At 63.7% G+C, this 21,177-nt stretch carries 25 protein-coding genes; 12 read left to right on the top strand and 13 right to left on the bottom strand.

Annotated elements, in window-relative coordinates; translation table 11 throughout:
• Positions 1-34: 34 nt before the first annotated feature.
• On the top strand, positions 35-682 hold the full coding sequence (locus EL191_RS01790; RefSeq protein ID WP_041976070.1) for an FKBP-type peptidyl-prolyl cis-trans isomerase: 648 nt from the start codon (positions 35-37) through the stop codon (positions 680-682).
• 64 nt (positions 683-746) lie between these two features.
• Here the strand turns inward: EL191_RS01790 and EL191_RS01785 are convergent, their stop codons facing one another.
• The 8 genes from EL191_RS01785 to EL191_RS01750 all read right to left on the bottom strand — a co-directional run bounded on the left by EL191_RS01785 (position 747) and on the right by EL191_RS01750 (position 8,224).
• Positions 747-1,220, bottom strand: a complete 474-nt coding sequence (locus EL191_RS01785) for an Rsd/AlgQ family anti-sigma factor (protein ID WP_041769321.1) — start codon at positions 1,218-1,220, stop codon at positions 747-749.
• 307 nt (positions 1,221-1,527) lie between these two features.
• Positions 1,528-2,019 (bottom strand): disulfide bond formation protein B, encoded by a 492-nt coding sequence (locus EL191_RS01780; RefSeq protein ID WP_013713497.1) that lies wholly within the window; start codon positions 2,017-2,019, stop codon positions 1,528-1,530.
• Positions 2,020-2,170: 151 nt separating this feature from the next.
• Complete coding sequence (locus EL191_RS01775) at positions 2,171-3,418, bottom strand: heme biosynthesis HemY N-terminal domain-containing protein (RefSeq protein WP_041976068.1); 1,248 nt, start codon at positions 3,416-3,418, stop codon at positions 2,171-2,173.
• Positions 3,415-4,548, bottom strand: a complete 1,134-nt coding sequence (locus EL191_RS01770) for a uroporphyrinogen-III C-methyltransferase (RefSeq protein ID WP_041976066.1) — start codon at positions 4,546-4,548, stop codon at positions 3,415-3,417. Before EL191_RS01770 ends, EL191_RS01775 begins: the two co-directional genes overlap by 4 nt.
• Before the next feature lie 12 nt (positions 4,549-4,560).
• Entirely contained in the window at positions 4,561-5,331 is a 771-nt protein-coding gene (locus tag EL191_RS01765) for a uroporphyrinogen-III synthase (RefSeq protein WP_041976064.1), read from the bottom strand.
• Positions 5,328-6,266: a hydroxymethylbilane synthase gene (hemC, locus tag EL191_RS01760; protein WP_013713493.1), complete on the bottom strand. Its 939-nt coding sequence runs from the start codon at positions 6,264-6,266 to the stop codon at positions 5,328-5,330. Before hemC ends, EL191_RS01765 begins: the two co-directional genes overlap by 4 nt.
• Before the next feature lie 132 nt (positions 6,267-6,398).
• Complete coding sequence (locus tag EL191_RS01755) at positions 6,399-7,145, bottom strand: LytR/AlgR family response regulator transcription factor (RefSeq protein ID WP_013713492.1); 747 nt, start codon at positions 7,143-7,145, stop codon at positions 6,399-6,401.
• Complete coding sequence (locus tag EL191_RS01750) at positions 7,142-8,224, bottom strand: sensor histidine kinase (RefSeq protein ID WP_041976062.1); 1,083 nt, start codon at positions 8,222-8,224, stop codon at positions 7,142-7,144. Before EL191_RS01750 ends, EL191_RS01755 begins: the two co-directional genes overlap by 4 nt.
• A gap of 232 nt (positions 8,225-8,456) precedes the next feature.
• Between EL191_RS01750 and argH the strand changes: the two genes are divergently transcribed.
• From argH to EL191_RS01715, 7 genes are all read left to right on the top strand, one after another.
• On the top strand, positions 8,457-9,851 hold the full coding sequence (argH, locus tag EL191_RS01745) for an argininosuccinate lyase (protein WP_041976060.1): 1,395 nt from the start codon (positions 8,457-8,459) through the stop codon (positions 9,849-9,851).
• Positions 9,852-9,885: 34 nt separating this feature from the next.
• Entirely contained in the window at positions 9,886-10,128 is a 243-nt protein-coding gene (locus EL191_RS01740) for a hypothetical protein (RefSeq protein WP_013713488.1), read from the top strand.
• 21 nt (positions 10,129-10,149) lie between these two features.
• Positions 10,150-10,635, top strand: a complete 486-nt coding sequence (locus EL191_RS01735; RefSeq protein ID WP_041976057.1) for a GNAT family N-acetyltransferase — start codon at positions 10,150-10,152, stop codon at positions 10,633-10,635.
• Positions 10,636-10,645: 10 nt separating this feature from the next.
• Positions 10,646-10,921 (top strand): hypothetical protein, encoded by a 276-nt coding sequence (locus tag EL191_RS01730; RefSeq protein WP_041976055.1) that lies wholly within the window; start codon positions 10,646-10,648, stop codon positions 10,919-10,921.
• Between the two features lie 86 nt (positions 10,922-11,007).
• The gene (locus EL191_RS01725) at positions 11,008-11,826 is read left to right on the top strand and encodes a substrate-binding periplasmic protein (protein ID WP_041976053.1); all 819 of its coding nucleotides are present in this window, start codon (positions 11,008-11,010) and stop codon (positions 11,824-11,826) included.
• A complete protein-coding gene (locus EL191_RS01720) occupies positions 11,823-12,077 on the top strand; it encodes a TIGR02647 family protein (RefSeq protein ID WP_013713484.1) in 255 nt (84 codons plus the stop codon). Before EL191_RS01725 ends, EL191_RS01720 begins: the two co-directional genes overlap by 4 nt.
• A gap of 118 nt (positions 12,078-12,195) precedes the next feature.
• Positions 12,196-15,054, top strand: a complete 2,859-nt coding sequence (locus EL191_RS01715) for a class I adenylate cyclase (protein WP_041976051.1) — start codon at positions 12,196-12,198, stop codon at positions 15,052-15,054.
• Here the strand turns inward: EL191_RS01715 and EL191_RS01710 are convergent.
• The 5 genes from EL191_RS01710 to EL191_RS01690 form a co-directional block, all read right to left on the bottom strand.
• Positions 15,051-15,851, bottom strand: coding sequence for a lipase family protein (locus tag EL191_RS01710; RefSeq protein WP_041976049.1), 801 nt, complete (start codon positions 15,849-15,851; stop codon positions 15,051-15,053). The two genes, EL191_RS01715 and EL191_RS01710, sit on opposite strands and share 4 nt — an antisense overlap.
• A 57-nt stretch (positions 15,852-15,908) precedes the next feature.
• Positions 15,909-16,316, bottom strand: a complete 408-nt coding sequence (gene rnk, locus EL191_RS01705) for a nucleoside diphosphate kinase regulator (protein WP_013713481.1) — start codon at positions 16,314-16,316, stop codon at positions 15,909-15,911.
• A gap of 119 nt (positions 16,317-16,435) precedes the next feature.
• Positions 16,436-16,633, bottom strand: coding sequence for a DUF1289 domain-containing protein (locus EL191_RS01700; protein ID WP_013713480.1), 198 nt, complete (start codon positions 16,631-16,633; stop codon positions 16,436-16,438).
• Positions 16,623-16,955 carry an iron donor protein CyaY gene (gene cyaY, locus EL191_RS01695; RefSeq protein ID WP_003458550.1) on the bottom strand — a complete coding sequence of 111 codons (333 nt, stop codon included), beginning with the start codon at positions 16,953-16,955 and terminating at the stop codon, positions 16,623-16,625. The genes EL191_RS01700 and cyaY overlap by 11 nt, the downstream gene beginning before the upstream one ends.
• 60 nt (positions 16,956-17,015) lie before the next feature.
• Entirely contained in the window at positions 17,016-18,062 is a 1,047-nt protein-coding gene (locus EL191_RS01690) for an AraC family transcriptional regulator (RefSeq protein WP_041976046.1), read from the bottom strand.
• 169 nt (positions 18,063-18,231) lie between these two features.
• Here EL191_RS01690 and lptM point away from each other — a divergent pair, with 169 nt between their 5' ends.
• From lptM to EL191_RS01670, 4 genes are read left to right on the top strand one after another with little or no spacing between them, the layout of a single operon-like run.
• Positions 18,232-18,357 (top strand): LPS translocon maturation chaperone LptM, encoded by a 126-nt coding sequence (lptM, locus tag EL191_RS01685; protein ID WP_017361215.1) that lies wholly within the window; start codon positions 18,232-18,234, stop codon positions 18,355-18,357.
• A 13-nt stretch (positions 18,358-18,370) separates the two neighbouring features.
• A complete protein-coding gene (lysA, locus tag EL191_RS01680) occupies positions 18,371-19,618 on the top strand; it encodes a diaminopimelate decarboxylase (RefSeq protein ID WP_041976043.1) in 1,248 nt (415 codons plus the stop codon).
• A gap of 10 nt (positions 19,619-19,628) precedes the next feature.
• Positions 19,629-20,459 (top strand): diaminopimelate epimerase, encoded by an 831-nt coding sequence (gene dapF, locus EL191_RS01675; protein WP_013713477.1) that lies wholly within the window; start codon positions 19,629-19,631, stop codon positions 20,457-20,459.
• On the top strand, positions 20,456-21,154 hold the full coding sequence (locus tag EL191_RS01670; protein ID WP_017361212.1) for a DUF484 family protein: 699 nt from the start codon (positions 20,456-20,458) through the stop codon (positions 21,152-21,154). The genes dapF and EL191_RS01670 overlap by 4 nt, the downstream gene beginning before the upstream one ends.
• Positions 21,155-21,177 lie beyond the last annotated feature (23 nt).

Raw genomic sequence — 21,177 nt, 5'->3', positions numbered from 1 at the left:
ATAATCGCCGGCATATTCATCGGGAGACATCGTCATGAGCCGCGCCGTACTCGCCGCCTTCGCGCTCTGCTGCAGCTTGGGCGTGCAGGCCGACCAGCACCAGCAGGACCTGGCCTACAGCCTCGGCGTACGCCTTGGCGAGCGCCTGCACGAAGAAGTGCCCGACCTGCCACTGAGCGAACTACTCGAAGGCTTGCGCCAGGCCTACGAGGGCAAGCCACTGCGCCTCGAGGCAGGCCGTATCGAGCAACTGCTCGATGAGCACGAGGCGCGTATCGAAGCGTCGCCACAGCGCCATACCAAGGCCATCGAAGCGGAACAACGCTTTCTCGCTGGGGAAAGTCGACGCCCCAACGTGCGAGCGCTGGCCAATGGCGTTCTGATAACCGAACTGAGCCCTGGCAGTGGCCCCAAGCCTACCGCTCGCAGCCGGGTGCAGGTGAGTTATCGCGGAGAACTGGCCGACGGCAGCGTGTTCGACGAGAGCAGCACGCCACAGTGGTTTCGTCTGGACAGTCTGATCTCCGGCTGGCGCAGTGCGTTGCTGCAGATGCCAAAGGGCGCGCACTGGCGCTTGGTGATTCCGTCGGATCAGGCGTATGGGGAAGACGGCGCAGGAGATCTGATACCGCCCTATGCACCGCTGGTGTTCGATCTACGCCTGCTGGACGTGGCCGACTGAGCGACGCCGCGGTCCACAATCAAAAGCCCGGGCGCCAGACCCAGGCTTTTTTGACATCGAGCGGTCAGAGCGCCTCGGCGGCCTGTTCCTGATGGGCGTTGTGCAACACCTCGATCAGGCAATCTTCCAGCTCGAAACGTTCGTGCAACAGCTGGCCCAGACGATTGAGCTCGGCTACCAGTGAGGCATTGTCGCGGCTGTCACCATTGTCACAGCGATCATTGAAGGCCAGCGCGACCTCGGTGATGGCTTCGATGCGCGGATAGATCTGCTTGGCCAACTCCAGACCACGCTGGTCATTGAAAGCCTTGGCCTCGCTGGTGAGCTGCTCGTAGACCTCGAAGTGGCCGGCCGAGACATAGTCAACCAGCAATTCGCAGAAGCCCTGCAGGGACTCACAATTGATGGCCGGAGCCTGCGGCGCCTTGGTGAGGGCGGTATAGGCCAACACCAGTTCGCGGCGCTCACCCAGCCAGCGATCGATCAATTGGTGAACCCCGCCCCAACGTTCCTGTGCGTTCCGACATTTCTCGAGCATGATGAACCTCGCTTCCCTTATCGATAATGCCTGTTATACGTCCGCTCCCGAGACGTTCTTTATGGCTGCTCCTTGGCGGCCAGCCTTCGGGCTATCGCTGCGCGACGTTTAAATTCATTCCCGACGATTTTTTGTCAATCGATGCTTGGTCTTGGGAAGGCAACCGCAAAATGGCGTTTTTCCGGCGGTGCGTGCGAGCCAGATTATGCCCGCGGGCACACACCATCAAGGCATAGCCACGAGAAAATTTCATACGAGCGTTTAATCGAGAAGCCACGAGCAGCGTGGCTTCATGCAATTCGCATTCTCAGTTGCGACGCAGCAACTGGAGCAGGCAGAAGGCGAGCATGCCGATGAAGCCAAGCAGGCTCCATTCGGGAATGCTCATGCCGAACAGCGTCCAATTGACTTCTGCACAGTCCGCAGTGCCGCGGAAGACCTTACTGACGATTTCCTGCAGCGGGAATGCCTCAATCATATATTCGAGGCCTGGCAGGCAAGCCTCCAGTTGCTCAGGCGGCACGCTTTGCAGCCAGATCTGCCGGCCAGCGGTCGCCGCCCCGCCGAAAGCGAACAGCAGTGCCAGCAACGAATAGACACGCTGACCGCCGCGCGCCGGACCATGAATGGCCGCCACTAGACAGGTCAGACCGAAGCCGATCACGCAGATACGCTGGACGATGCACAGCGGGCAGGGTTCAAGCCCCACCACGTGTTCCAGATACAGAGCCACTGCCATGAGCAGTACGCAGCCGATGAATGCCAGGAAAAACAGGGGACGCGGGCTGGCCAAGTGCATGGTGGCTCCGGAAGGGAAATCGAGGGCCGTACGGTAGAGGAAAGCGAGGGCGCCTTTCAAGGCGCCCCGCAGCTCATTACAGGCTGTTCATCATGCCGGAACGCCCCTCCGTCCGCACGGCAGGCCTGCCGCGGCAATCGGCCGCATCCATTCAGGCTGTGGCGCCCTGCGGTTGCGGCAGCGGCGGCAGCCCTTGATGCAACAGGCCCAAACTCTCCAGCAGCAGCTGGTTGCTGCGTTCGAGTTCCCCCAGTTGCGCCAGCAAACGCGCCAGTTCGGCACAGGTCTCGGGATGACGTTCGAGCTTGAGGCTGGTTTCGAAATAGTCACGCGCCTTGCCCCAAAGCTGGTTCTGCAGGCACAGGCGCCCGAGGGTCAGCAGTAGCGCCGGGTCCTGAGGATGCTGCTTCAGCCAGAGCTCGGCCGTCTGCAGCTGACGCGCCGGATCGGCGCCGCGCAGCACACCATAGAAACGCGCCAGACGGCTGTCGTAACTGCGCTTTAGCGCACTGCGCAGCACTTCTTCCGCCTCTTCCTGCGCGCCCAGGCGACGCAGTTGTTCGACATAGGTGGCGATCAGTTCTGGCTCGTTGCGCAGGCTGACCGACAACTGGTTCCAGGCCTTGCTCAATGGTTGCAGGGCGGTTTCTCCCTGCGCCAATCCATACTCGCCGACTTCTGCCAGGCGACCACGCCAGGTTTCGCGTTCCAGTTCGTCAAGCTCTGCGGCCGGCAACGCCTTTTCCTTGCGCAACTCCGGGAGCAGGCCGAGCAGTGCCGACCAGTCCTGGCGCTGCAAATACAGACGCTGCAATTGCCGCAGTACCAGGTGATGGCCTGGGTGGCGCTCACGCATTGCCTGCAGGGTTTCCAGCGCCGCATCACTGTCGCCACGGCTGCGCTGCAACTCGGCGTGGGTCAGAGCTATCGCCAGCTCGGCCTGCGGCTGCTTGTTAAGTGCGCGTTCGAGCAACGCATCGCTCTGCTCATATTCGCCAAGCTTGTTGGCTGCCCGGGCAGCGCCGAGGTAATACATCAGCGGCTGGCTGTCGGCTTCGGCGGCGCGGGTCAGCTGGCGCTGTGCACGGGCCCAGCGGCCTTCGGCGAGATCCAGCATGCCTTGCTCGGAAGCCTGTCGTACACGGCGAGTCCGATGCAGGCGCGACCAGGGGTTGGCCAGACGCGTCGAGCTAAGCAACAGACGCAACGTCCACTTGATCAGGTAGTAGAGCACCACCACGACCACCAACAGGCCAAGGAATGCCCACAGGCCGGACTGGTAACGGAAGCCCTTGTAGGCGAACAGCACGTAGCCGCGGTCAGCCTCGATGGCCAGGCTGAGCAGGTAAAGCCCGACAGCGATGGCCAGCAATAGCAGAAGCCAGATGAGGCGTTTCATTGCGCCTCCCCGGCCGCTGCGGCCCCCTGCCGACGTTGCGCCTGCTTGCGTTGCAGGTAGGCCTGCAGTGCATCGAGCGACTCGCTCAGATCCGGCACCTTGACCTCGACACTGGCGTCGGCCAGCTCACTGAAGCGCTGGCGCAGCGCGCGACTATCCGGATTATCCAGGTTGAAGTGCGCGTCGAGGATTTCCTCGGCCTGCTTCAGCGACTGCCGGTAAACACCGGTCTGCCCGTGCAACGCAGCCCACTGCGCCTGCTCCAGCGCCAGCGAAAGGCTCAGGCGAACCTGCGACAGGCTCTGTCCGGAAAGCAGTGGTCGCACGTTGCGATCAGCGTCGAACTCGATACGGAAATAGTCGGAAAGCTTTTTCGCCCATTCGCTCCACCAGGCGCTGCCATCGCCTTCGGCGGCCAGATCCGAGAGCACATCGCCCTGCCCCTCGAAGGTCGGCGCCAGGGGATTGAGCGTGGCAGCCTGCTCACGCAGGGCGCCCAGTTGCAGGAACAGTCCGACGCGATCCGGCCGCGCCGTGGTGCGCAGCGCTTCAAGGCTGCGACTGAGCTGCTCACGGGCAGCGAAGGCGGCTGGATCGTCCTGCTCACGAAGGATGTCGTCAGCCGCAGATACCAGCGCCTCGGCACTGGCCACGTCCTGCAATGCCGACAAGCGCAAGGTTGCCAGGCGCAGCAGGTGCTCGGCCTCATCCAGGCGCCAATCCTGGCGGCTGCCGTCGAGCACGCTTTCCAGACGCTGGCTCAGGCGCTGCTGATCGCTCTGCAGGTTGGCCAGCAGACGGCGGCGCTCGTCCAGCTCGGCGGCGCTGGGCAACGCGGACAAACGCGAATCCAGGCGCTGGGCCATATCCTTCACATTCTTCGCAGTATCGTCGCGGGTACTCTGTAGAGCATCAGCCTGCTGCTGATCCCTACCCTGCATTTCATGCAGTTGCCAGAGGCTCCAGCCGCCGGCACCTGCGCCCGCCAGGCCGATCAGCAAGGCCAATGCGGCAAGAGCGCTGCCGCCACCACTGCGAGATGCCTGGGTAGGCGGGGGGGTTGGCGTGGTCTTCACGGCTTCGCTGGCCGGTTTTTCTTCTGGCGTCTTCGGGGTGGATGCTTCGCTCACGTATCCGTCCTTTTAGAGGGCGGCAGCCGGAAACTGCTCCAGCGCTGCCTGCAAGGCCGCGGCGCTGGCGCCGCGACAGTCCACAACGATTTCCGCACCCGCTTTGCGCGCCTGCTCGGCAACGCGCGGGCTGGGTACGAACAAGGGTAGCCGAGCCAACGCTGGCCAGTCATCGCCAGCCAGTTGCAGCAGGTGTTCGAAACCCTGTCCACTGCTGACAACCAGGCCGTTCAGGCGTTCCGCTCGCACGCACTGGCCGAGCTCACCCGGCGCGTACTGCGGCAGCACACGGCGATACAGTGGCAGATAGTCGACCGTCACGCCTTGGCCGCGCAAGCGTTCGGCGAGGAATTCTCGGCCACCTTCGCCACGCAGAATCAAGACGCGTGGAGCCGCTGTCGTGGCGATAGCCTGGTGCAGAGCAGGTAGCGCGAGTAGCGCTTCGCTGTCATCGCCAGAGTCGGGAAAATGCACACGCAAGCCCTGCTCGGCGAGCACTGCGGCGGTAGCGGCTCCGACACTGAACCAGGGCAAATCAGGTGTCGGTACCGCATGGCGCGCCAATAGCTGCAGAGCAATCCTGGCGGCCGGCTTGCTGACCACGATCACCGCACAATAGCGCTGAAGTTCGGCGAAAGTGCTGCGCTGCTCAGCGGTTTCGGCCAACGCCTCGATGGCCAGCAGCGGCATGCAGTGACTGACGACGCCCTGAGCGGCCAGGGTCTGCGCCAGCACCGCACAGTCCTCGGCAGGACGCGTCAGCAACAGGCGCCAGGCGCTCAAGGGTGACCGGCCTCACCGTAGACGGCCTTGAGAATGGCATCGGCGCCCTGCGCCAGCAGTGCCTCGGCGACACGCACCCCCAGGGCTTCAGCATCACCACTGGCAGCGCGCTCTTCGGCGCGCAGCAACAGCCCCCCGTCGGGTTGGCCGACAAGGCCGCGCAGCCACAGCTGGTCGTCCTCGAGCAGCGCATAGCAGGCGATAGGCACCTGGCAGCCGCCATTGAGGTGTTTGTTCAGCGCCCGTTCGGCGGTGACGCGCAACGCGGTCTCACGGTGATGCAGGGGCGCCAGCAAGGCGTGTACGTCGCTGTCGGCGCTGCGGCATTCGATGCCAACGGCGCCCTGGCCGCCGGCCGGCAGGCTGTCTTCGGCGCTGATCGAGCTGCGGATGCGATCTGCGAAGCCCAGGCGGATCAGGCCGGCAGCGGCAAGGATGATGGCGTCGTACTCGCCGGCATCGAGCTTGGCCAGGCGGGTATTGACGTTGCCGCGCAGGAACTGGATTTTCAGATCGGGCCGGCGTGCCAGCAATTGGGCCTGGCGGCGCAAGCTGGAGGTGCCGACCACGCTGCCGGCTGGCAGCGCATCGAGGCTGTCGTAGGTATTGGAGACGAAGGCGTCACGCGGATCTTCACGCTCACAGATGCAGTACAGGCCCAGCCCTTCGGGGAAGTCCATCGGTACGTCTTTCATCGAGTGCACGGCGATGTCGGCCTCGTTTTCCAGCAGCGCGGTTTCCAGTTCCTTGACGAACAGCCCCTTGCCACCGATTTTCGCCAGCGGCGCGTCGAGCAACTTGTCGCCGCGGCTGACCATGGGCACCAGGCTGACCTTCAGGCCAGGGTGGGCCTGCTCCAGACGGGCTTTGACATATTCGGCCTGCCACAGGGCCAGGGCGCTCTTACGGGTGGCGATGCGAATTTCGCGGGACATGGGACAATTCCAGAAAACGGATTGCCGCGAATCATAACAGGCTCGCCCATCACGGCGCTGCCAGGCGGCCATAGGCCGCAGGTCTGTCGGTCACTGCGAAGAGGATGACGCCCTGGCGCGCAGGACAGGGTGTCAGAGCGACTGCATCAACTTGCGCACGCCGGCGACATGACGCCGGCTGACCACCAGCGAATCACCCTCCAGCCCTTTGAGGAACAGCTGGAAATGCCCGAGCGGCGTGCGCTGCAGACGTTCGATGCGCTCGCGCGCTACCAGCGCATTACGGTGGATGCGCACGAAGCGGTCACCAAACTCGTCTTCCAGCGCCTTGAGCGGCTCATCCAGCAGCACTTCGCCGCCCTCGTGACGCAAGGTGACGTACTTGTGATCGGCAATGAAATAAACCACGTGATCCAGCGGAATCAGCTCGATGCCCTTGCGGGTACGGGCGCTGATATGGGTTCGCGGACCACCTCCTGTCTCGGCGGCTGGGCGAGTCAGGGCGGCCAGTTGCACGCGATTGGGCCGCTCGGCCTTTTTCAAGGCTTCGCTGAGGCTTTCGGGGCGTACGGGTTTGACCAGATAACCAACGGCACTGACCTGAAAGGCCTCCAGGGCGAACTCGTCATGCGCCGTGCAGAAGATCACCGCAGGCGGTGCTTCGCGCTCACACAACTTGGCAGCGACCTGCAAGCCGTCGAGGCCAGGCATGCGGATATCCAGCAGGACCACATCTGGCTTGAGGCTATCGATCAGGGTCAGGGCCTCCTCGCCATTGCTGGCGGCGGGCTCCAGGACCCGGTAACCCTCGAGCTCACCGACCATGCGGCTCAGGCGCTCGCGGGCAAGGGGTTCGTCATCGACGATCAGGACATTCATATTGCTCTGGCTTCCTGCGTGAGTCTCGCACAAGGATAGCGTAGACAGCTGTAATGACGGCCGTCACGGCGCTCCACGCTGAGACTCGCGCGCGGCCCAAAAAGTGCCGCTAGACGCGCATCGATATTACTCAGCGCTTGGTGCGTTCCCCGCGACGGGTGCTGCTCGCCCCGCTCTTCATACGGATTGCTGACACACAAGCTGAACACACCATCCTGGTAATCCGCTTCGACCCGCACCAGGCCACCTTCGATACGTGGCGCGATGCCATAGATCAGCGCATTTTCCAAAAGAGGCTGCAGGGTCAGCTGGGGAATCGGCAGATCCTCCGGCACACCTTCGACCTCCCACTGCAACTGTAGTCGCTCACCGAGCCGATAGTGTTCGATAGATAGATATCGTTTCGCCAGTTCCAGTTCCTCTTTCCACGGCACCAATGTGCCGGGCTTGGCCAGGCTGGCGCGAAACAGATCAGACAAATCCAGCACCGCCTGCTCGGCCTTGTACGGATCGAGCGTGACCAGGCTGGCGATACTGTTGAGGCTGTTGAACAGGAAATGCGGGCGAATCCGCGCCTGCAACGATTCGATGCGCGCACGCAGCTCAGCCTGCTCCTGTCGACGCCATTGGCTCTGCAGATAGAAATAGCGTAGCAGCAGTGCAGACATGATCAGGCTGATCAGCGCGTGACGCAGATAAAGATTTACCTCACCACTACGCGGCAGCGGCCCACCCAGCTCGTAATAGTCGGCCACCGCGGTGCAGCTCAGGGTCAGCACCACCACCAGAGCACAGCACAGGCAGCCCGCCAACGCCGGGCGCAGGCGCGCCAGCAGCGGCCGCAGACGGCACAGCACGGCTGCCGAGAGCAACACGATCCACTGTACGAACAACGAAGTCAGGGCCAGGCGTACCCAATCGAAGCCAGGCGTCATCGGTTCGGCGAGCACCAGCACCAGTACCAGCAGCTCGGCCAGCAACACCATGCTCAGCAGGGCTTCCGGCTGACACAGTTCCGGGACGAAGAAGTCGTCGATGGCGACGTTGGGTTTATTCTTGGCAAGCGATTGTGTGTGCATCGACGCAGTTTCCGTGTCGCCTTGCAGGCCGGCAAGCCAGACGGCTCCCGCCGGACAAAATAAAGCACCGAAATGCCGCCTTCAGTGCAAAATTGTGAAGCAACCGACAGCACCGCCGGCCGCCCGACGGCGAACGCGGCCCGGCGAAACGCCTGCCGACCCTGTTATTATCGACGCACTTTGTCCGCCATGCTGGCCGCCAACGTGGCCTGCCCGATCCAGAGCCCATATCATGAGCAGCGAAAAAACCAATCAGTCCTGGGGCGGCCGCTTCAGCGAGCCCGTCGACGCCTTCGTCGCCCGCTTCACCGCCTCGGTGGAATTCGACAAGCGCCTGTACCGCCACGACATCATGGGCTCCATCGCCCACGCCACCATGCTGGCCAAGGTCGGTGTGCTGAGCGACGCCGAGCGCGACGCGATCATCGACGGCCTCAAGCAGATCCAGGGCGAGATCGAGGCCGGCACCTTCGACTGGCGCGTCGACCTGGAAGACGTGCACATGAACATCGAGGCGCGGCTGACCGACCGCATCGGCGTGACCGGCAAGAAGCTGCACACCGGCCGCTCGCGCAACGATCAGGTGGCCACCGACATCCGCCTGTGGCTGCGTGACGAGATCGACCTGATCCTCGCCGAAATCACCCGCCTGCAGCAGGGCCTGCTGGAACAGGCCGAGCGCGAAGCCGAGACCATCATGCCCGGCTTCACCCACCTGCAGACGGCCCAGCCGGTGACCTTCGGCCACCATCTGCTGGCCTGGTTCGAAATGCTGTCGCGCGACTACGAGCGCCTGGTCGACTGCCGCAAGCGCACCAATCGCATGCCCCTGGGCTCTGCCGCGCTGGCTGGCACCACCTACCCGATCCAGCGCGAGATCACCGCCGAACTGCTGGGCTTCGACGCCGTGGGCGGCAACTCCCTGGACGGCGTGTCGGATCGCGACTTCGCCATCGAATTCTGCGCCGCCGCGTCGCTGGCGATGATGCACCTGTCGCGCTTCTCCGAAGAGCTTGTGCTGTGGACCAGCGCGCAGTTCCAGTTCATCGATCTGCCGGATCGTTTCTGCACCGGCTCCTCGATCATGCCGCAGAAGAAGAACCCCGACGTGCCCGAGCTGGTACGCGGCAAGACCGGCCGCGTGTTCGGCGCCCTGACCGGCCTGCTGACCCTGATGAAAGGCCAGCCGCTGGCCTACAACAAGGACAACCAGGAAGACAAGGAACCGCTGTTCGACGCCGCCGACACCTTGCGTGATTCGCTGCGCGCCTTCGCCGACATGATCCCGGCGATCAAACCCAAGCACGCCATCATGCGCGAAGCGGCTCTGCGCGGTTTCTCCACCGCCACCGACCTGGCCGACTACCTGGTGCGCAAGGGCCTGCCGTTCCGCGACTGCCACGAGATCGTCGGCCATGCGGTGAAGTACGGCGTCGACAGCGGCAAGGACCTGGCCGAAATGAGCCTCGACGAGCTGCGCCAGTTCAGCGACCAGATCGAGCAGGACGTATTCGCCGTGCTGACCCTGGAAGGCTCGGTGAATGCCCGTAACCACATCGGCGGCACCGCACCGGCTCAGGTGCGTGCAGCGGTGGCGCGCGGTCGCGAACTGCTGGCCAGCCGCTAAGCGCGGCTCGGCGAGAAACGGAAAAGGAGTTCCCATGCCGGAATTATTGCTGCGCGGCTTGGCGCTACTGGCCGAGATCGCGCTTGAAATCATCATCGGCTACGTCTTCTACACGACCGGCTGGCTGGCACTACGACTGCTGACATTAGGGCGCTACCCGCGCCTGCCGCTGCGCGTGGCCGACCCGATGGGTTCGCGCAGCGCCTGGGTCGCAACGTTCGGCTTTCTCTGCCTGGTTGGCCTGCCCCTGACGTGGCTGACCGTCACTTACAGCTGAACGCTGCCACGAGACATTTCCATGCCTATAGACATCCGCCCCGCCACTCCCGACGACGCCGAGTTGATCCTGCGCTTCATCACCGACCTGGCCATCTATGAGAAGGCCGAGCACGAGGTGAAAACCGACGCCGCCGGTATCCGCGACAGCCTGTTCGCCGACGGTAGCACCGCTCACGGCCTGATCTGCGAACACGACGGCAAGCCCATCGGCTATGCAGTGTATTTCTTCAACTACTCCACCTGGCTGGGCAAGCACGGCCTTTACCTGGAAGACCTTTACGTCAGCCCCGAGGCTCGAGGCCTGGGCGCTGGCAAGGCGCTGCTGCGGCACCTGGCGCAGCTGGCCGTGGCACGAGATTGTGGCCGCTTCGAATGGTCGGTGCTGGACTGGAATACGCCCGCCATCGACTTCTATGAATCCTTCGGCGCCCGCCCACAAAGCGAGTGGACCACCTACCGTCTGACCGGCCAGGCCCTGATCGACTTTGCCGCCGGCCATCAATGAGGAATCCGACATGAGCCAGAACAACGACCAGGAAGACGAAGACTTCGCCGAAGCCACCTTGATCCAGGCGATCGAGAACCAGCTGGAGAGTGGCGAGCCGGCTGCCGCCAAGGCGGTGTACAACAAGCTGACGCTGGTCGGTTACGAGCGTGAAGAGATTCTCGAATTGATGGCGCTGGTGCTGGCCCATGAGGTCGACGCCATGCTGCGCGAGGATCGCCCCTTCGATGGCGCCTGGTACGAGCAGGCCCTGCGCGCGCTACCCGGCCTGCCGGAAGAAAACTGAGCAGGGATTGACTCAGGCCACTGGTCGGGCTGGCAGGCAGATTGCTACTGTCACCTCCAGTCCCGTCCGAGAAGGTACCGCCTTCGATGGCCTGCCCGCCGCCACGCATCGCCGTCTTGCTCGCCCAGCTGCTGTCATTGCTCTGGGGCGGCGCAGCATTGGCCGATTTGCCTCGCATCGGTGCCGAGGACGACTGGTATCCCTATACCGCGTGGCGTAACGAGCGGATCGAAGGCATGTCGGCGGACATCGTGCGCGCCGCTTTCGCCGCTAGCGAATCGCCCATCGAACTGGCGCCCTACCCGTATTCGCGGTGCATGGAACTGACGCGCTCGGGCAGCTTGGCGGCCTGCTTCAATACCACGCCCGATTCGAGCATCCGCGCCGAATTTCTATTGCCACAGGAGATGCTGTTCAGCGACGACATTCTGCTCTGGGGTCGCAATAATGCGGACATGGTCGATGATCTGGACGCCATTCGCGGCAAACGCGTGGCGGTGACCATCGGCTACACCTACGGTGAGTACTTCGACGGCTATGCCGATATCCGGCGTATTCCGGTACGACGCGATATCAACGGCTTTCTCATGCTGCAGCGCGACCGCGTGGATTACGTGATCGCCTTTCGCGGCACCACCGAAGCGCTGCTACGCGACAATCCCGAACTGGTCGGCGAGTTCAAGGCACTGGCGCGGGTACATCGTCCGCGACTCTACCTGAGCTTTTCCCGCCACCATCCACAGGCCGCGGCGCTGTTGCAAGATTTCGACACCGGTATGCGCCAGATCAGGCAGGATGGCACTTACCAGCGCATTCTCGCCAACTGGCAACTCACCGATGGGCAGAGCCCCCTGCAAGGCTCTACACTGCAAGAGCGCCACAACAACAAGACGGAGTCACCATGAAGTCATTCAACGCTGACCTGATCGACGAGCTGGAAATCCTCGCCCTGTACAACCTGGACAACCATCAGGAAGGGCTGAAGGTGCATAACAACGCCTCATTCAAGGCACAGGGCGCCATTACTCGCCTCCACGAAAAAGGCCTTGTGAGCCAGGCCGATGGCGGCTACCTGACCAGTCTGGGCATCGATGCTGCCGAGCATGCACAGGCACTACTGACCATTCTTTCGACCCACCAGACCACCCCCGCTTAATCCCGGTTGCCCGCCGGCCGCCCTTAAGGGAAAGGCGCGGCGGGCGATATAGCGTCAAGGCACTGCACTGGCGAGCACGCCGCTGATAGGCTTGCAGCATCCGCAGTTGAGTTCGAGCATGACGCGCACGCAGGAAATACGCCCCGATATCGATGACGGCATCGACCGCAAGGTGCTGGCGCAGTTGCGCGCGCGCTTTCTACAGATCAACCAGGGGCGTCTGCAGCGAGCCATGGAGGCGCTGTCCACGCGCCAGCAACTGGTCCTCAAGCTGTTGCCGCTGCTATTGCACGTCAACCATCCGCTGTTGCCAGGCTACGTCTCGGCCAGCACACCCGCGGGCCTCAGCGGATTCGAGCCGGATGATGCCAGCCTGGCAGAAGTGCAACGCCTGACCCGCTCCTTCGTCTACAGGCCGCGCCGCGGCCAGGGCGCCGCCCCCTTGCATGGGTTGTTCCTGATGGGCAGCCTGGGCACCGTGGCGCAGGCCGAGCAGAGCGATATGGACCTGTGGCTGTGCCACTCGCCCAATCTCACTGCGCAGGAACTGCAAGACCTGCGCAAAAAATGCGATCAACTGGAGAGCTGGGCGGCCACTCAAGGCGCCGAAGTGCATGTCTTTCTGGTCGACCCGCAGCGCTTTACCCAGGGTGCACGCGAGGCGCAGCTGACCTCGGACGACTGCGGCACCACCCAACACTACCTGTTGCTCGACGAGTTCTACCGCACCGCGATCTGGCTCGGCGGGCGTACGCCGATCTGGTGGCTGGTGCCGGTCTACGAGGAGGCGCGCTATGACGATTACTGCCGCACTCTGCTGAGCAAGCGCTTCGTGCGCGCCGAAGACGTTCTCGACCTCGGTCATCTGGCACGCATTCCACCGGAAGAGTTCATCGGCGCAGGTATGTGGCAGCTGTACAAGGGTATCGAGTCGCCCTACAAGTCCGCGCTCAAGCTGCTGCTCACCGAGGTCTACGCCAGCGAACACCCGAAGGTCGAATGCCTGGCACTGCGTTTCAAGCAGGCAGTATTCGAGGGCCGCCTGGACCTCGACGAACTCGACCCCTATGTCGTCGTCTACCGTCGCCTTGAGGAATACCTCAGCGTCCGCGGCGATCACGAACGGCTCGAACTGATCCGCCGCTGCCTGTACCTGAAGGTGAACAAGAAGATCAGCCGCCCGCCAACTCGTGGTCGCGCCAAGAGCTGGCAGCGCCTGCTACTGGAACGCCTGACTGGCGAGTGGGGCTGGCATAACCGCCAGCTCAGCGTGCTCGACAGTCGCAGCCAGTGGAAGGTGCGCCAGGTCGCCGCCGAACGGCGCGTGCTGGTCAATGAGCTGACTTACAGCTACCGCTTCCTCTCGCAGTTCGCGCGCAGCGCCCAGGCTGGCAGCTCACTGAACAACCGCGACCTGAATGTGCTGGGCAGGCGCTTGTACGCGGCGTTCGAGCGCAAGGCCGGCAAGGTGGAGTTCATCAACCCCGGCATCGCTCCAGACCTGGCCGAAGACACCCTGACCCTGGTCCAGTACCCCAGCCCCGAGGCCCCGAACGAATATCTCTGGGCGCTGTTCAATGGCAGCCTGGGAGCTCAGGAGTGGGCAGACTTCGCGCCATTGAAGCGCTCCCGCGAGCTGATCGAGCTGCTCGCCTGGTGCCACCGCAACGGCGTAATCGACAGCAGCACACGCCTTTCCCTGCACCCGGGTACCAGCGACCTGACCGAGTATGAGCTGTCCAACCTGATCGGCAGTCTGCAGCAGAGCTTCCCGTTGCCCCCACAGGCAGTGGAAGAGGCCGCCCTGCTGCGTGCCAGCGTTCCCGATCAGGTTTTGCTGCTGGTCAATGTCGGCGTCGACCCGCTCAAGCAGCACAGCCAGATGAACGTGCACATGACCACCGGGCGCACCGATGCACTGGGATACTCCGGAGTCCGCGAGAATCTGGTGCAAACTCTCGACCAGGTCGTACTCAACAGCTGGAACGAGCTGCAGGTCAGCCGCTATGACGGCCAGGATGCCCTGCTCGACTGCCTGCGCGACCTGCTCAACAGCCTGCCGGTGGGCGGCCCGCAACCCAAGGTGGTGGTGCGCTGCTATTGCCGCAACCGCGCGCAGCCCATCGCCGAACGGGTCGAGGAATTGCTGCGCGACCTGCTCGAAAGCTACTCGGAAGGTCGCCAGTCGCGCTATCTGGTGCAGGTGCGCCAGCACTATCACGTTCTGCAACTGGCGCCCGGCCAGGTCAGCCATACCGCCCTGGGCGATCTGCCCGCGCTGCTCGATCACCTGGGTGCCGAGCAGGCGCTCTACAGCCCGCTGCGCGTGGATCGCCATGCACTCGATGGCGATGACCTGGCGTTGATCCTGCCCATGGGCCGGCCGCAGTGCATCCAGGTGTTCTACCGCCTGCACGAGACCAGCGGCGAAGCGGAGCTGACGCTGCTCGATGAACGCAACGCCCTGTGGCGCCGACGTCTGCTATTCAGCAACGAGCAGAGCCTGCTCACGCCACTGCAGCGCTTCCTGCAGTCGCTGCTGTACAGACGCAATGCGATATTGCCGCTGGATGCCAAGGACAACGAACCACCACTGGAAATCCTCTATTACCAGCTGCTGCCGGATGCCCCCTTGCGCGCCCAGCGCCTCGAGCGCAGGCCGGCACCCGAGTCTCAGGTCAGCCATCCATTCTACGATGTGCAGGCTATCGTCGAGCCGGGCGACGGCCGCCAGCGCCACGTCACGCTGTACTGTAACCATCGCGAGTTTTCCGAGCTGGAGTACGGGCGCGAACTGTATCGCGCCGTCGCTCAGCACATCCTCGCCCAGCGTGCCGGTGGCGAGCGCTACCCCTGCTACATCACCGACCTCGACCTGTCGGCCGTACTGGCCGGTCAGCAGGCGCAGACGGTGCATTACCTGCACTATAAGAGCGGGTTGGAAGATGCCCTCAATGCGGCGCTGCAGCAGGTCTAGCCCTTCATCGGCGCATCGGGATTGTTCAACGCATAGAGGTAGCAGCCACCCATGCTGTGGTTGGCGGCGACACCTCCGTAACTGGCGGTGAAGGTCACCGGCAAGCCCAGGTGCTGATAGAACCAGCGATCGCTGTCTGCTGGTGGCACCTCGGGCACCAGATCGCTGTCGTTGACCAGCCGGTAAGTCGGCACGGCGAGCCCGTTGTAGAAGCTGGCGAAGGCCGGAGAAGCAAGGCGTGGGCTGGCGAAGTTGTAATGCTGCAGCAGCAACGATGGCCAGCGCCGCAGCAGATCCGGTACCGCCAGCGTACTCAGGGTACTGCCCAGACTGTGACCACAGACCCACAGCCGAGCCTGTGGCTGCAAGCCGTCCAGGGCCAGCAGAGCCTGATCACGCAGCGACGCATAGAGTTTGACAAAGCCGTCATGCACCAGCCCGGCACTGCTCTGCCAGGGATAATCACGCTGATCCAGGTCGAGATCATCGAGCCAGTCCTGCACCGACTCGGTGCCGCGGAACACCAGGTAGCAATCGCCCTGCGGGTCTCGGGCGGCAAAGCCAAAAGGCTCGGACTCGTTGAGCACATGCCACTCACTGAGCACACTCCAGACAGGCGCAGAAAGCTGCCAGCCGTCCAGTTCAGGCTGTTGCCAGTGAAAGTGCTCGGGCGAGCGTGGACGCTGCTGCGCCAGCCATTGCTCGTACTGATCGTAGGCGGCCATCAGCAGCTCGGCGCAGAGCAGGGCACGCGACAGCTGGTAGGACGGCGGGAAATACAGCGGAAGACTGGGCATGGCGAGGCCTCCTTGCCATTGGCGGAAACCTCACTCTAGCCCAGCCCGGGGAGGGCGTCAGCGGTCGTAATCGCCCGCTGCTTCAGGCTGGTATTCGACTTCCAGCAGGGTCAGCTTGAGCTGCTTGCCACCCGGTACCGGCCAGTCGATGTGCTGACCAACGGACAGGCCGAGCAAGGCGCTGCCGACCGGTGCGAGGATGCTGACCTTGCCATCGCCACCGGCGTCCTGCGGATAGACCAGAGTCAGGTGATAGTCCTTGCCACTGCTCTCTTCACGGCAGTGCACGCGCGAATTCATGGTCACCACCCCTGCCGGCACCTCGTCGTGCCCCACCACTTCGGCACGATCCAGCTCGGCCTGCAGCGCTTCTGCGCCAGGTCCGAACTCGTCCAGGCTGTCGAGCAGGCGCTCCAGACGCTGCAGATCGAGGCGGGTAATGGTGATGGTAGGTGTGCTGTTCATGATGCCGGGCGGTCTCCTCGCGTAAGCCATAAAAAAGCAAAACCCCGCCCGAAGGCAGGGTTCAGCTGAATGTTCTCCCGAACCCTAACACAGCCGGACAAATAAACAAGACTGCTGGGTCAACGGCCCTGCTGGCGCTGTTGCAAACGCTGCTGCGCCGCCTGGCAGATCAAGCGTCGGCGGGCGTTATCGGCCACGCCCCAGTCAAGAATCTCCTGCAAGGTGCGGCCACAGCCCAGGCACTCATCGTGCTCGTCCAGACAGCACTGGCGCCGGCATGGCGAGGCCTGGGGCGCCTCGTCCGGCTCAGAGTTCATCGAACTCCAGTTCGGTACCGCACTGCTCGAGGGTGATGCGCACCAGCATCTCGCCCAACTGCTCGTCGCTGGTGTCACAGATCCAGCGCCCCTCGGCCTCGTCATAGTCGAAATGGAAGCCACCGGAACGAGCCGCCAGCCACAGCTGACGAATCGGCTCCTGGCGGCTGAAGATCAGTTGGCTGCCGTTATCGAAACGCACCGTCAACACACCGGCACTGTTCTCCAGATCGACGTCCAGGCCGCTGTCGTCGAAGATGTCCTCCACCGCCTGCTGGGTGGCATCGACCAGGTCGTGAAAGCGGGCTTCGCTCAGGCTCATTGGGGTGTCCTCACTAGATGCAGCAACTGCATAAAAAATAGTTGTAAACGACAGGCCAGGTTAGCCGGCCGGCGTACAAAGGTGGCGACGGTACTCGCCCGGACTCGTTCCCGTCCAGCGACGAAATGCACGCGCCAGAGAACCGGGCTCGCTGAACCCGACCAGAAAGGCGATTTCCGCCAGTTCCAGCGCAGGGTCGCGCAGGTAATGCAGCACCAGTTGCTGGCGCGTCTCGTCGACCAGTTGGCTGAACGACAGCCCCCCCTCACGCAGACGCCGCTGCAAGGTTCGCGGACTCAGCGCCAGGGCAGCAGCGATGGCCTCCAGATCCGGCCCCTGCTCCGGAAGCTGACGAGCCAACTCCAGGCGCGCGCGATCCAGCACACTGTTGCCCTGATTGAGCTCGGCCAGCAGCCGATCGGCATAGGCATCGAGCATGCCACGCACCTGTGCATCGGCCTGGTTCAGCGGTACCGCCAGCAGACGCTTGGGAAAGATCAGGGCATTGTCGGGTTGATCGAACAGCACCGGGCAACGAAAGATCCGCGCATGTTCAGAGGTGTCGGTCGGCGCCGAATGCTGGAAACGCACTTCGGTCGGCGCAATGTCCAGGCCACTGATCCAGCGCCCGAAACTGACCCAGCCGGCCAGCGTTTCCTCGCTCAACTGCCGTTGTTGCTGCGCCAGCAATGGCTGCCAGGTATGGGCCACCAACGGTTCGCAGTCGGGCCTGGCGGGTTCATCATCGAGTACGACCAAACCAAGGTTGCCGACCAGCGAAGCGTAGCGCGCCTGCCGGTGCAACGCGTCAGCCAGGGTGGCGCAACTCATGATCAGGGAGCCAAGCACGCCGTAATAGCCCGGGCGCACCGACTCGCCCAGGTGCAGGCCCAGACATTGATCGCCGGTCAGGCGCACGCCCTCGCCCAGCAACGTCAGATAGGCACTGGCGGCGATGCGTTGGTCGCGTTGGCTCAGGGCCTCCGGACTCAACTGGGCATAGGCGAGCAAGGCGTCGGGCGCTACCCCCTGACGTTGCAGGTGTTCGATCAGGCCTTGCAGGTAGGCGACCGAGACCGAGCCGGCCAGAATCGCGGGATTGTCCATCGGGGCTCCTCGTTACTCGCCGCATGCTAACCCAAGCTGGCACGAATGCCTTCGGCGTGCGCACGTAAATCGAGCCAGCGCCCCGCCAGGCGGGCGCCGCGCGCATAGGCAAGGTGGCAGGGGGTCGGTATACTCCGGCGCAATTCACGCTTATTTCAAGGACTGCCCCATGAAGCGACTGACCCTCGCGCTCCTCGCCGCCGTTTGCCTGTTGGCCGGCTGCGGTCAGAAAGGCCCGCTGTACCTGCCGGGCGACGACAACGCCGGCAACAGCCGAGACCGTTTCGAACTCTGACAGGAGCTGCCCCATGGAAGCCTTCAACTACCGCGACGGCGAGCTGTTCGCGGAAGGCGTTGCCTTGTCCGCGCTGGCCCAGCGCTTCGGCACGCCCACCTACGTCTATTCGCGCGCCCACATCGAAGGGCAGTACCGCGCCTATGCCGATGCCCTGGCCGGCATGCCGCACCTGGTCTGCTTCGCGGTCAAGGCCAACTCCAACATCGGCGTGCTGAACGTTCTGGCGCGTCTCGGCGCCGGCTTCGACATCGTTTCCAGCGGTGAGCTGGAGCGCGTGCTGGCGGCCGGTGGCGAGCCGAGCCGTATCGTTTTCTCCGGTGTCGGCAAGAGCCGCGATGACATGCGTCGTGCACTGGAGGTCGGCGTGCATTGCTTCAACGTCGAGTCCAGCGTCGAGCTGGAGCGCCTGCAGAAGGTTGCCGCCGAACTGGGCGTCAAGGCGCCCGTCTCGCTGCGGGTCAACCCGGACGTGGACGCCGGCACTCACCCGTACATTTCCACCGGCCTCAAGGAAAACAAGTTCGGCATCGACATCGAGCAGGCCGAGGCGGTCTACGCCCGCGCCGCCGAGCTGCCGAACCTGGACGTGATCGGCGTCGATTGCCATATCGGCTCGCAGCTGACCACCCTCGACCCCTTCCTCGATGCGCTGGATCGCCTGCTGCTGCTGGTCGACAAGCTGGCCGAGCGCGGCATCACCATCAAACATCTGGACCTGGGCGGTGGCCTCGGCGTGCAGTACCGCGACGAGCAACCGCCGCTGGCGGGGGACTACATCGCCGCCGTGCGCAAGCGTCTGGCGGGCCGCGATCTGTCGCTGGTGTTCGAGCCCGGCCGTTTCATCGTCGCCAACGCTGGCGTGTTGCTGACCCAGGTGGAATACCTCAAGCACACCGAGCACAAGGACTTCGCCATCGTCGACGCGGCGATGAACGACCTGATCCGCCCGGCCCTGTACCAGGCCTGGATGGACGTGTCACCGGTGCAGCCGCGTGAAGGCGAGGCGCGCAATTACGACCTGGTCGGGCCGATCTGCGAGACTGGCGACTTCCTGGCCAAGGATCGTCAACTGGTGCTCGAAGAGGGCGACCTGTTGGCCGTGCGTTCGGCGGGCGCCTACGGTTTCGTCATGAGCTCCAACTACAACACCCGCGGCCGCGCCGCCGAGGTGATGGTGGACGGCGAGCAGGCCTTCGAAGTACGCCGCCGCGAAACCGTTCAAGAGCTCTACGCCGGCGAAAGCCTGCTGCCAGCCTGAGGGTAAAGCCATGCTATTGCGCTTTACCAAGATGCACGGCCTGGGCAATGACTTCATGGTCCTCGACCTGATCAGTCAGCATGCCCACGTGCAGCCCAAGCACGCCAAGCAGTGGGGTGACCGCCACACCGGCGTCGGCTTCGATCAGTTACTGATCGTCGAGCCGCCGAGCCACCCGGATGTCGACTTTCGCTACCGCATCTTCAACTCCGACGGTTCGGAAGTGGAGCAATGCGGCAACGGCGCACGCTGCTTCGCCCGCTTCGTGCTGGACAAGCGCCTGACCACCAAGAAGGTCATCCGCGTCGAGACCAAGAGCGGCGTGATCGAGCTGCGCGTGCAGAACGATGGCCAGGTCTGCGTCAACATGGGCGCCCCGCGCCTGCAGCCGGAACAGGTGCCGTTCCAGGCCGAACAGGCAGCGTTGAACTATCGCGTCGATGTCGATGGCCAAAGCGTCGAGCTGGCCGCACTGTCGATGGGCAACCCACACGCCGTGCTGCGTGTCGACAACACCGATGACGCGCCGGTGCACACGCTCGGGCCAAAGCTGGAGCATCACCCGCGCTTCCCGCAGCGAGTCAATGTCGGCTTCCTTCAGGTGCTCGACCGCAAGCATGCGCGCTTGCGGGTATGGGAGCGCGGCGCCGGCGAAACCCAGGCCTGCGGCACCGGCGCCTGCGCCGCTGCAGTCGCGGCGATTCGCCAGGGCTGGATGGATTCGCCCGTGCAACTGGAGCTGCCGGGCGGCAAACTGTCCATCGAATGGGCAGGCGAAGGTCAGCCGGTTATGATGACCGGGCCCGCTGCCCGCGTATACGAAGGACAGGTTCGCCTATGACCGACCAGCAGGATTCGCCCAAACCGCTCGATTCGGAAACGGTTGCAGCCTATCTGCGCCTGCACCCGGAGTTCTTCATCGACCATGAAGAACTGATCCCCGAACTGCGCATTCCACACCAGCCCGGCAACGCCGTGTCGCTGGTCGAGCGCCAGGTCAAGCTGCTACGCGAGCGCAACATCGAGATGCGCCACCGCCTCGGCCAACTGATGGACGTGGCCCGCGACAACGACCGCCTGTTCGACAAGACCCGCCGCTTGGTGCTCGACCTGCTCGATGCCGGCAGCCTTGAGGAAGTGGTTGGCGTGGTCGAAGACAGCCTGCGCCACGAGTTTCAGGTGCCCTTCGTCGGCCTGATCCTGTTCAGCGACAACAAACTGCCGGTCGGTCGCTCGGTCAGCTCGGCCGAGGCGCATCAACAGGTCGGCGGCCTGCTCAGCGGCGGCAAGACCATCTGCGGCGTGCTACGCCCGCACGAGCTGGAGTTTCTCTTCGGCAAGGAAGACGCGGCGCAAGTCGGCTCCGCTGCCGTGGTCAGCCTCAGCCATCAGGGCCTGCATGGCATTCTCGCCATCGGCAGCGCCGACCCGCAGCACTACAAGAGCTCGCTCGGTACGCTGTTCCTTGGCTATATCGCCGAAGTCCTGGCGCGCGTGCTGCCCAGTTTCGCCACACCGCTGCGCTCGGTACGCTGACGCAGCGCTTGCCCCATCGAACG

Origin of the sequence: Pseudomonas mendocina (genome assembly GCF_900636545.1) — a bacterium.
Lineage (GTDB): Bacteria > Pseudomonadota > Gammaproteobacteria > Pseudomonadales > Pseudomonadaceae > Aquipseudomonas > Aquipseudomonas mendocina.
The sequence above is the reverse complement of the archived record's forward strand: the minus strand, read 5'-3'. Positions and strand labels throughout refer to the sequence as shown.

Excerpts from the sequence above, each read along its gene's own strand:
- EL191_RS01785 (WP_041769321.1), bottom strand. The coding sequence starts at position 1,220 with ATGCTCGAGAAATGTCGGAACGCACAGGAACGTTGGGGCGGGGTTCAC.
- EL191_RS01700 (WP_013713480.1), bottom strand. The coding sequence starts at position 16,633 with ATGAACTCTGAGCCGGACGAGGCGCCCCAGGCCTCGCCATGCCGGCGC.
- EL191_RS01775 (WP_041976068.1), bottom strand. The coding sequence starts at position 3,418 with ATGAAACGCCTCATCTGGCTTCTGCTATTGCTGGCCATCGCTGTCGGG.
- EL191_RS01725 (WP_041976053.1), top strand. The coding sequence starts at position 11,008 with ATGGCCTGCCCGCCGCCACGCATCGCCGTCTTGCTCGCCCAGCTGCTG.
- EL191_RS01730 (WP_041976055.1), top strand. The coding sequence starts at position 10,646 with ATGAGCCAGAACAACGACCAGGAAGACGAAGACTTCGCCGAAGCCACC.
- cyaY (WP_003458550.1), bottom strand. The coding sequence starts at position 16,955 with ATGAGCCTGAGCGAAGCCCGCTTTCACGACCTGGTCGATGCCACCCAG.
- hemC (WP_013713493.1), bottom strand. The coding sequence starts at position 6,266 with ATGTCCCGCGAAATTCGCATCGCCACCCGTAAGAGCGCCCTGGCCCTG.
- EL191_RS01710 (WP_041976049.1), bottom strand. The coding sequence starts at position 15,851 with ATGCCCAGTCTTCCGCTGTATTTCCCGCCGTCCTACCAGCTGTCGCGT.
- lysA (WP_041976043.1), top strand. The coding sequence starts at position 18,371 with ATGGAAGCCTTCAACTACCGCGACGGCGAGCTGTTCGCGGAAGGCGTT.
- EL191_RS01780 (WP_013713497.1), bottom strand. The coding sequence starts at position 2,019 with ATGCACTTGGCCAGCCCGCGTCCCCTGTTTTTCCTGGCATTCATCGGC.
- EL191_RS01720 (WP_013713484.1), top strand. The coding sequence starts at position 11,823 with ATGAAGTCATTCAACGCTGACCTGATCGACGAGCTGGAAATCCTCGCC.
- EL191_RS01670 (WP_017361212.1), top strand. The coding sequence starts at position 20,456 with ATGACCGACCAGCAGGATTCGCCCAAACCGCTCGATTCGGAAACGGTT.
- EL191_RS01735 (WP_041976057.1), top strand. The coding sequence starts at position 10,150 with ATGCCTATAGACATCCGCCCCGCCACTCCCGACGACGCCGAGTTGATC.
- lptM (WP_017361215.1), top strand. The coding sequence starts at position 18,232 with ATGAAGCGACTGACCCTCGCGCTCCTCGCCGCCGTTTGCCTGTTGGCC.
- EL191_RS01790 (WP_041976070.1), top strand. The coding sequence starts at position 35 with ATGAGCCGCGCCGTACTCGCCGCCTTCGCGCTCTGCTGCAGCTTGGGC.
- EL191_RS01755 (WP_013713492.1), bottom strand. The coding sequence starts at position 7,145 with ATGAATGTCCTGATCGTCGATGACGAACCCCTTGCCCGCGAGCGCCTG.
- EL191_RS01740 (WP_013713488.1), top strand. The coding sequence starts at position 9,886 with ATGCCGGAATTATTGCTGCGCGGCTTGGCGCTACTGGCCGAGATCGCG.
- EL191_RS01750 (WP_041976062.1), bottom strand. The coding sequence starts at position 8,224 with ATGCACACACAATCGCTTGCCAAGAATAAACCCAACGTCGCCATCGAC.
- argH (WP_041976060.1), top strand. The coding sequence starts at position 8,457 with ATGAGCAGCGAAAAAACCAATCAGTCCTGGGGCGGCCGCTTCAGCGAG.
- EL191_RS01715 (WP_041976051.1), top strand. The coding sequence starts at position 12,196 with ATGACGCGCACGCAGGAAATACGCCCCGATATCGATGACGGCATCGAC.
- EL191_RS01690 (WP_041976046.1), bottom strand. The coding sequence starts at position 18,062 with ATGGACAATCCCGCGATTCTGGCCGGCTCGGTCTCGGTCGCCTACCTG.
- rnk (WP_013713481.1), bottom strand. The coding sequence starts at position 16,316 with ATGAACAGCACACCTACCATCACCATTACCCGCCTCGATCTGCAGCGT.
- dapF (WP_013713477.1), top strand. The coding sequence starts at position 19,629 with ATGCTATTGCGCTTTACCAAGATGCACGGCCTGGGCAATGACTTCATG.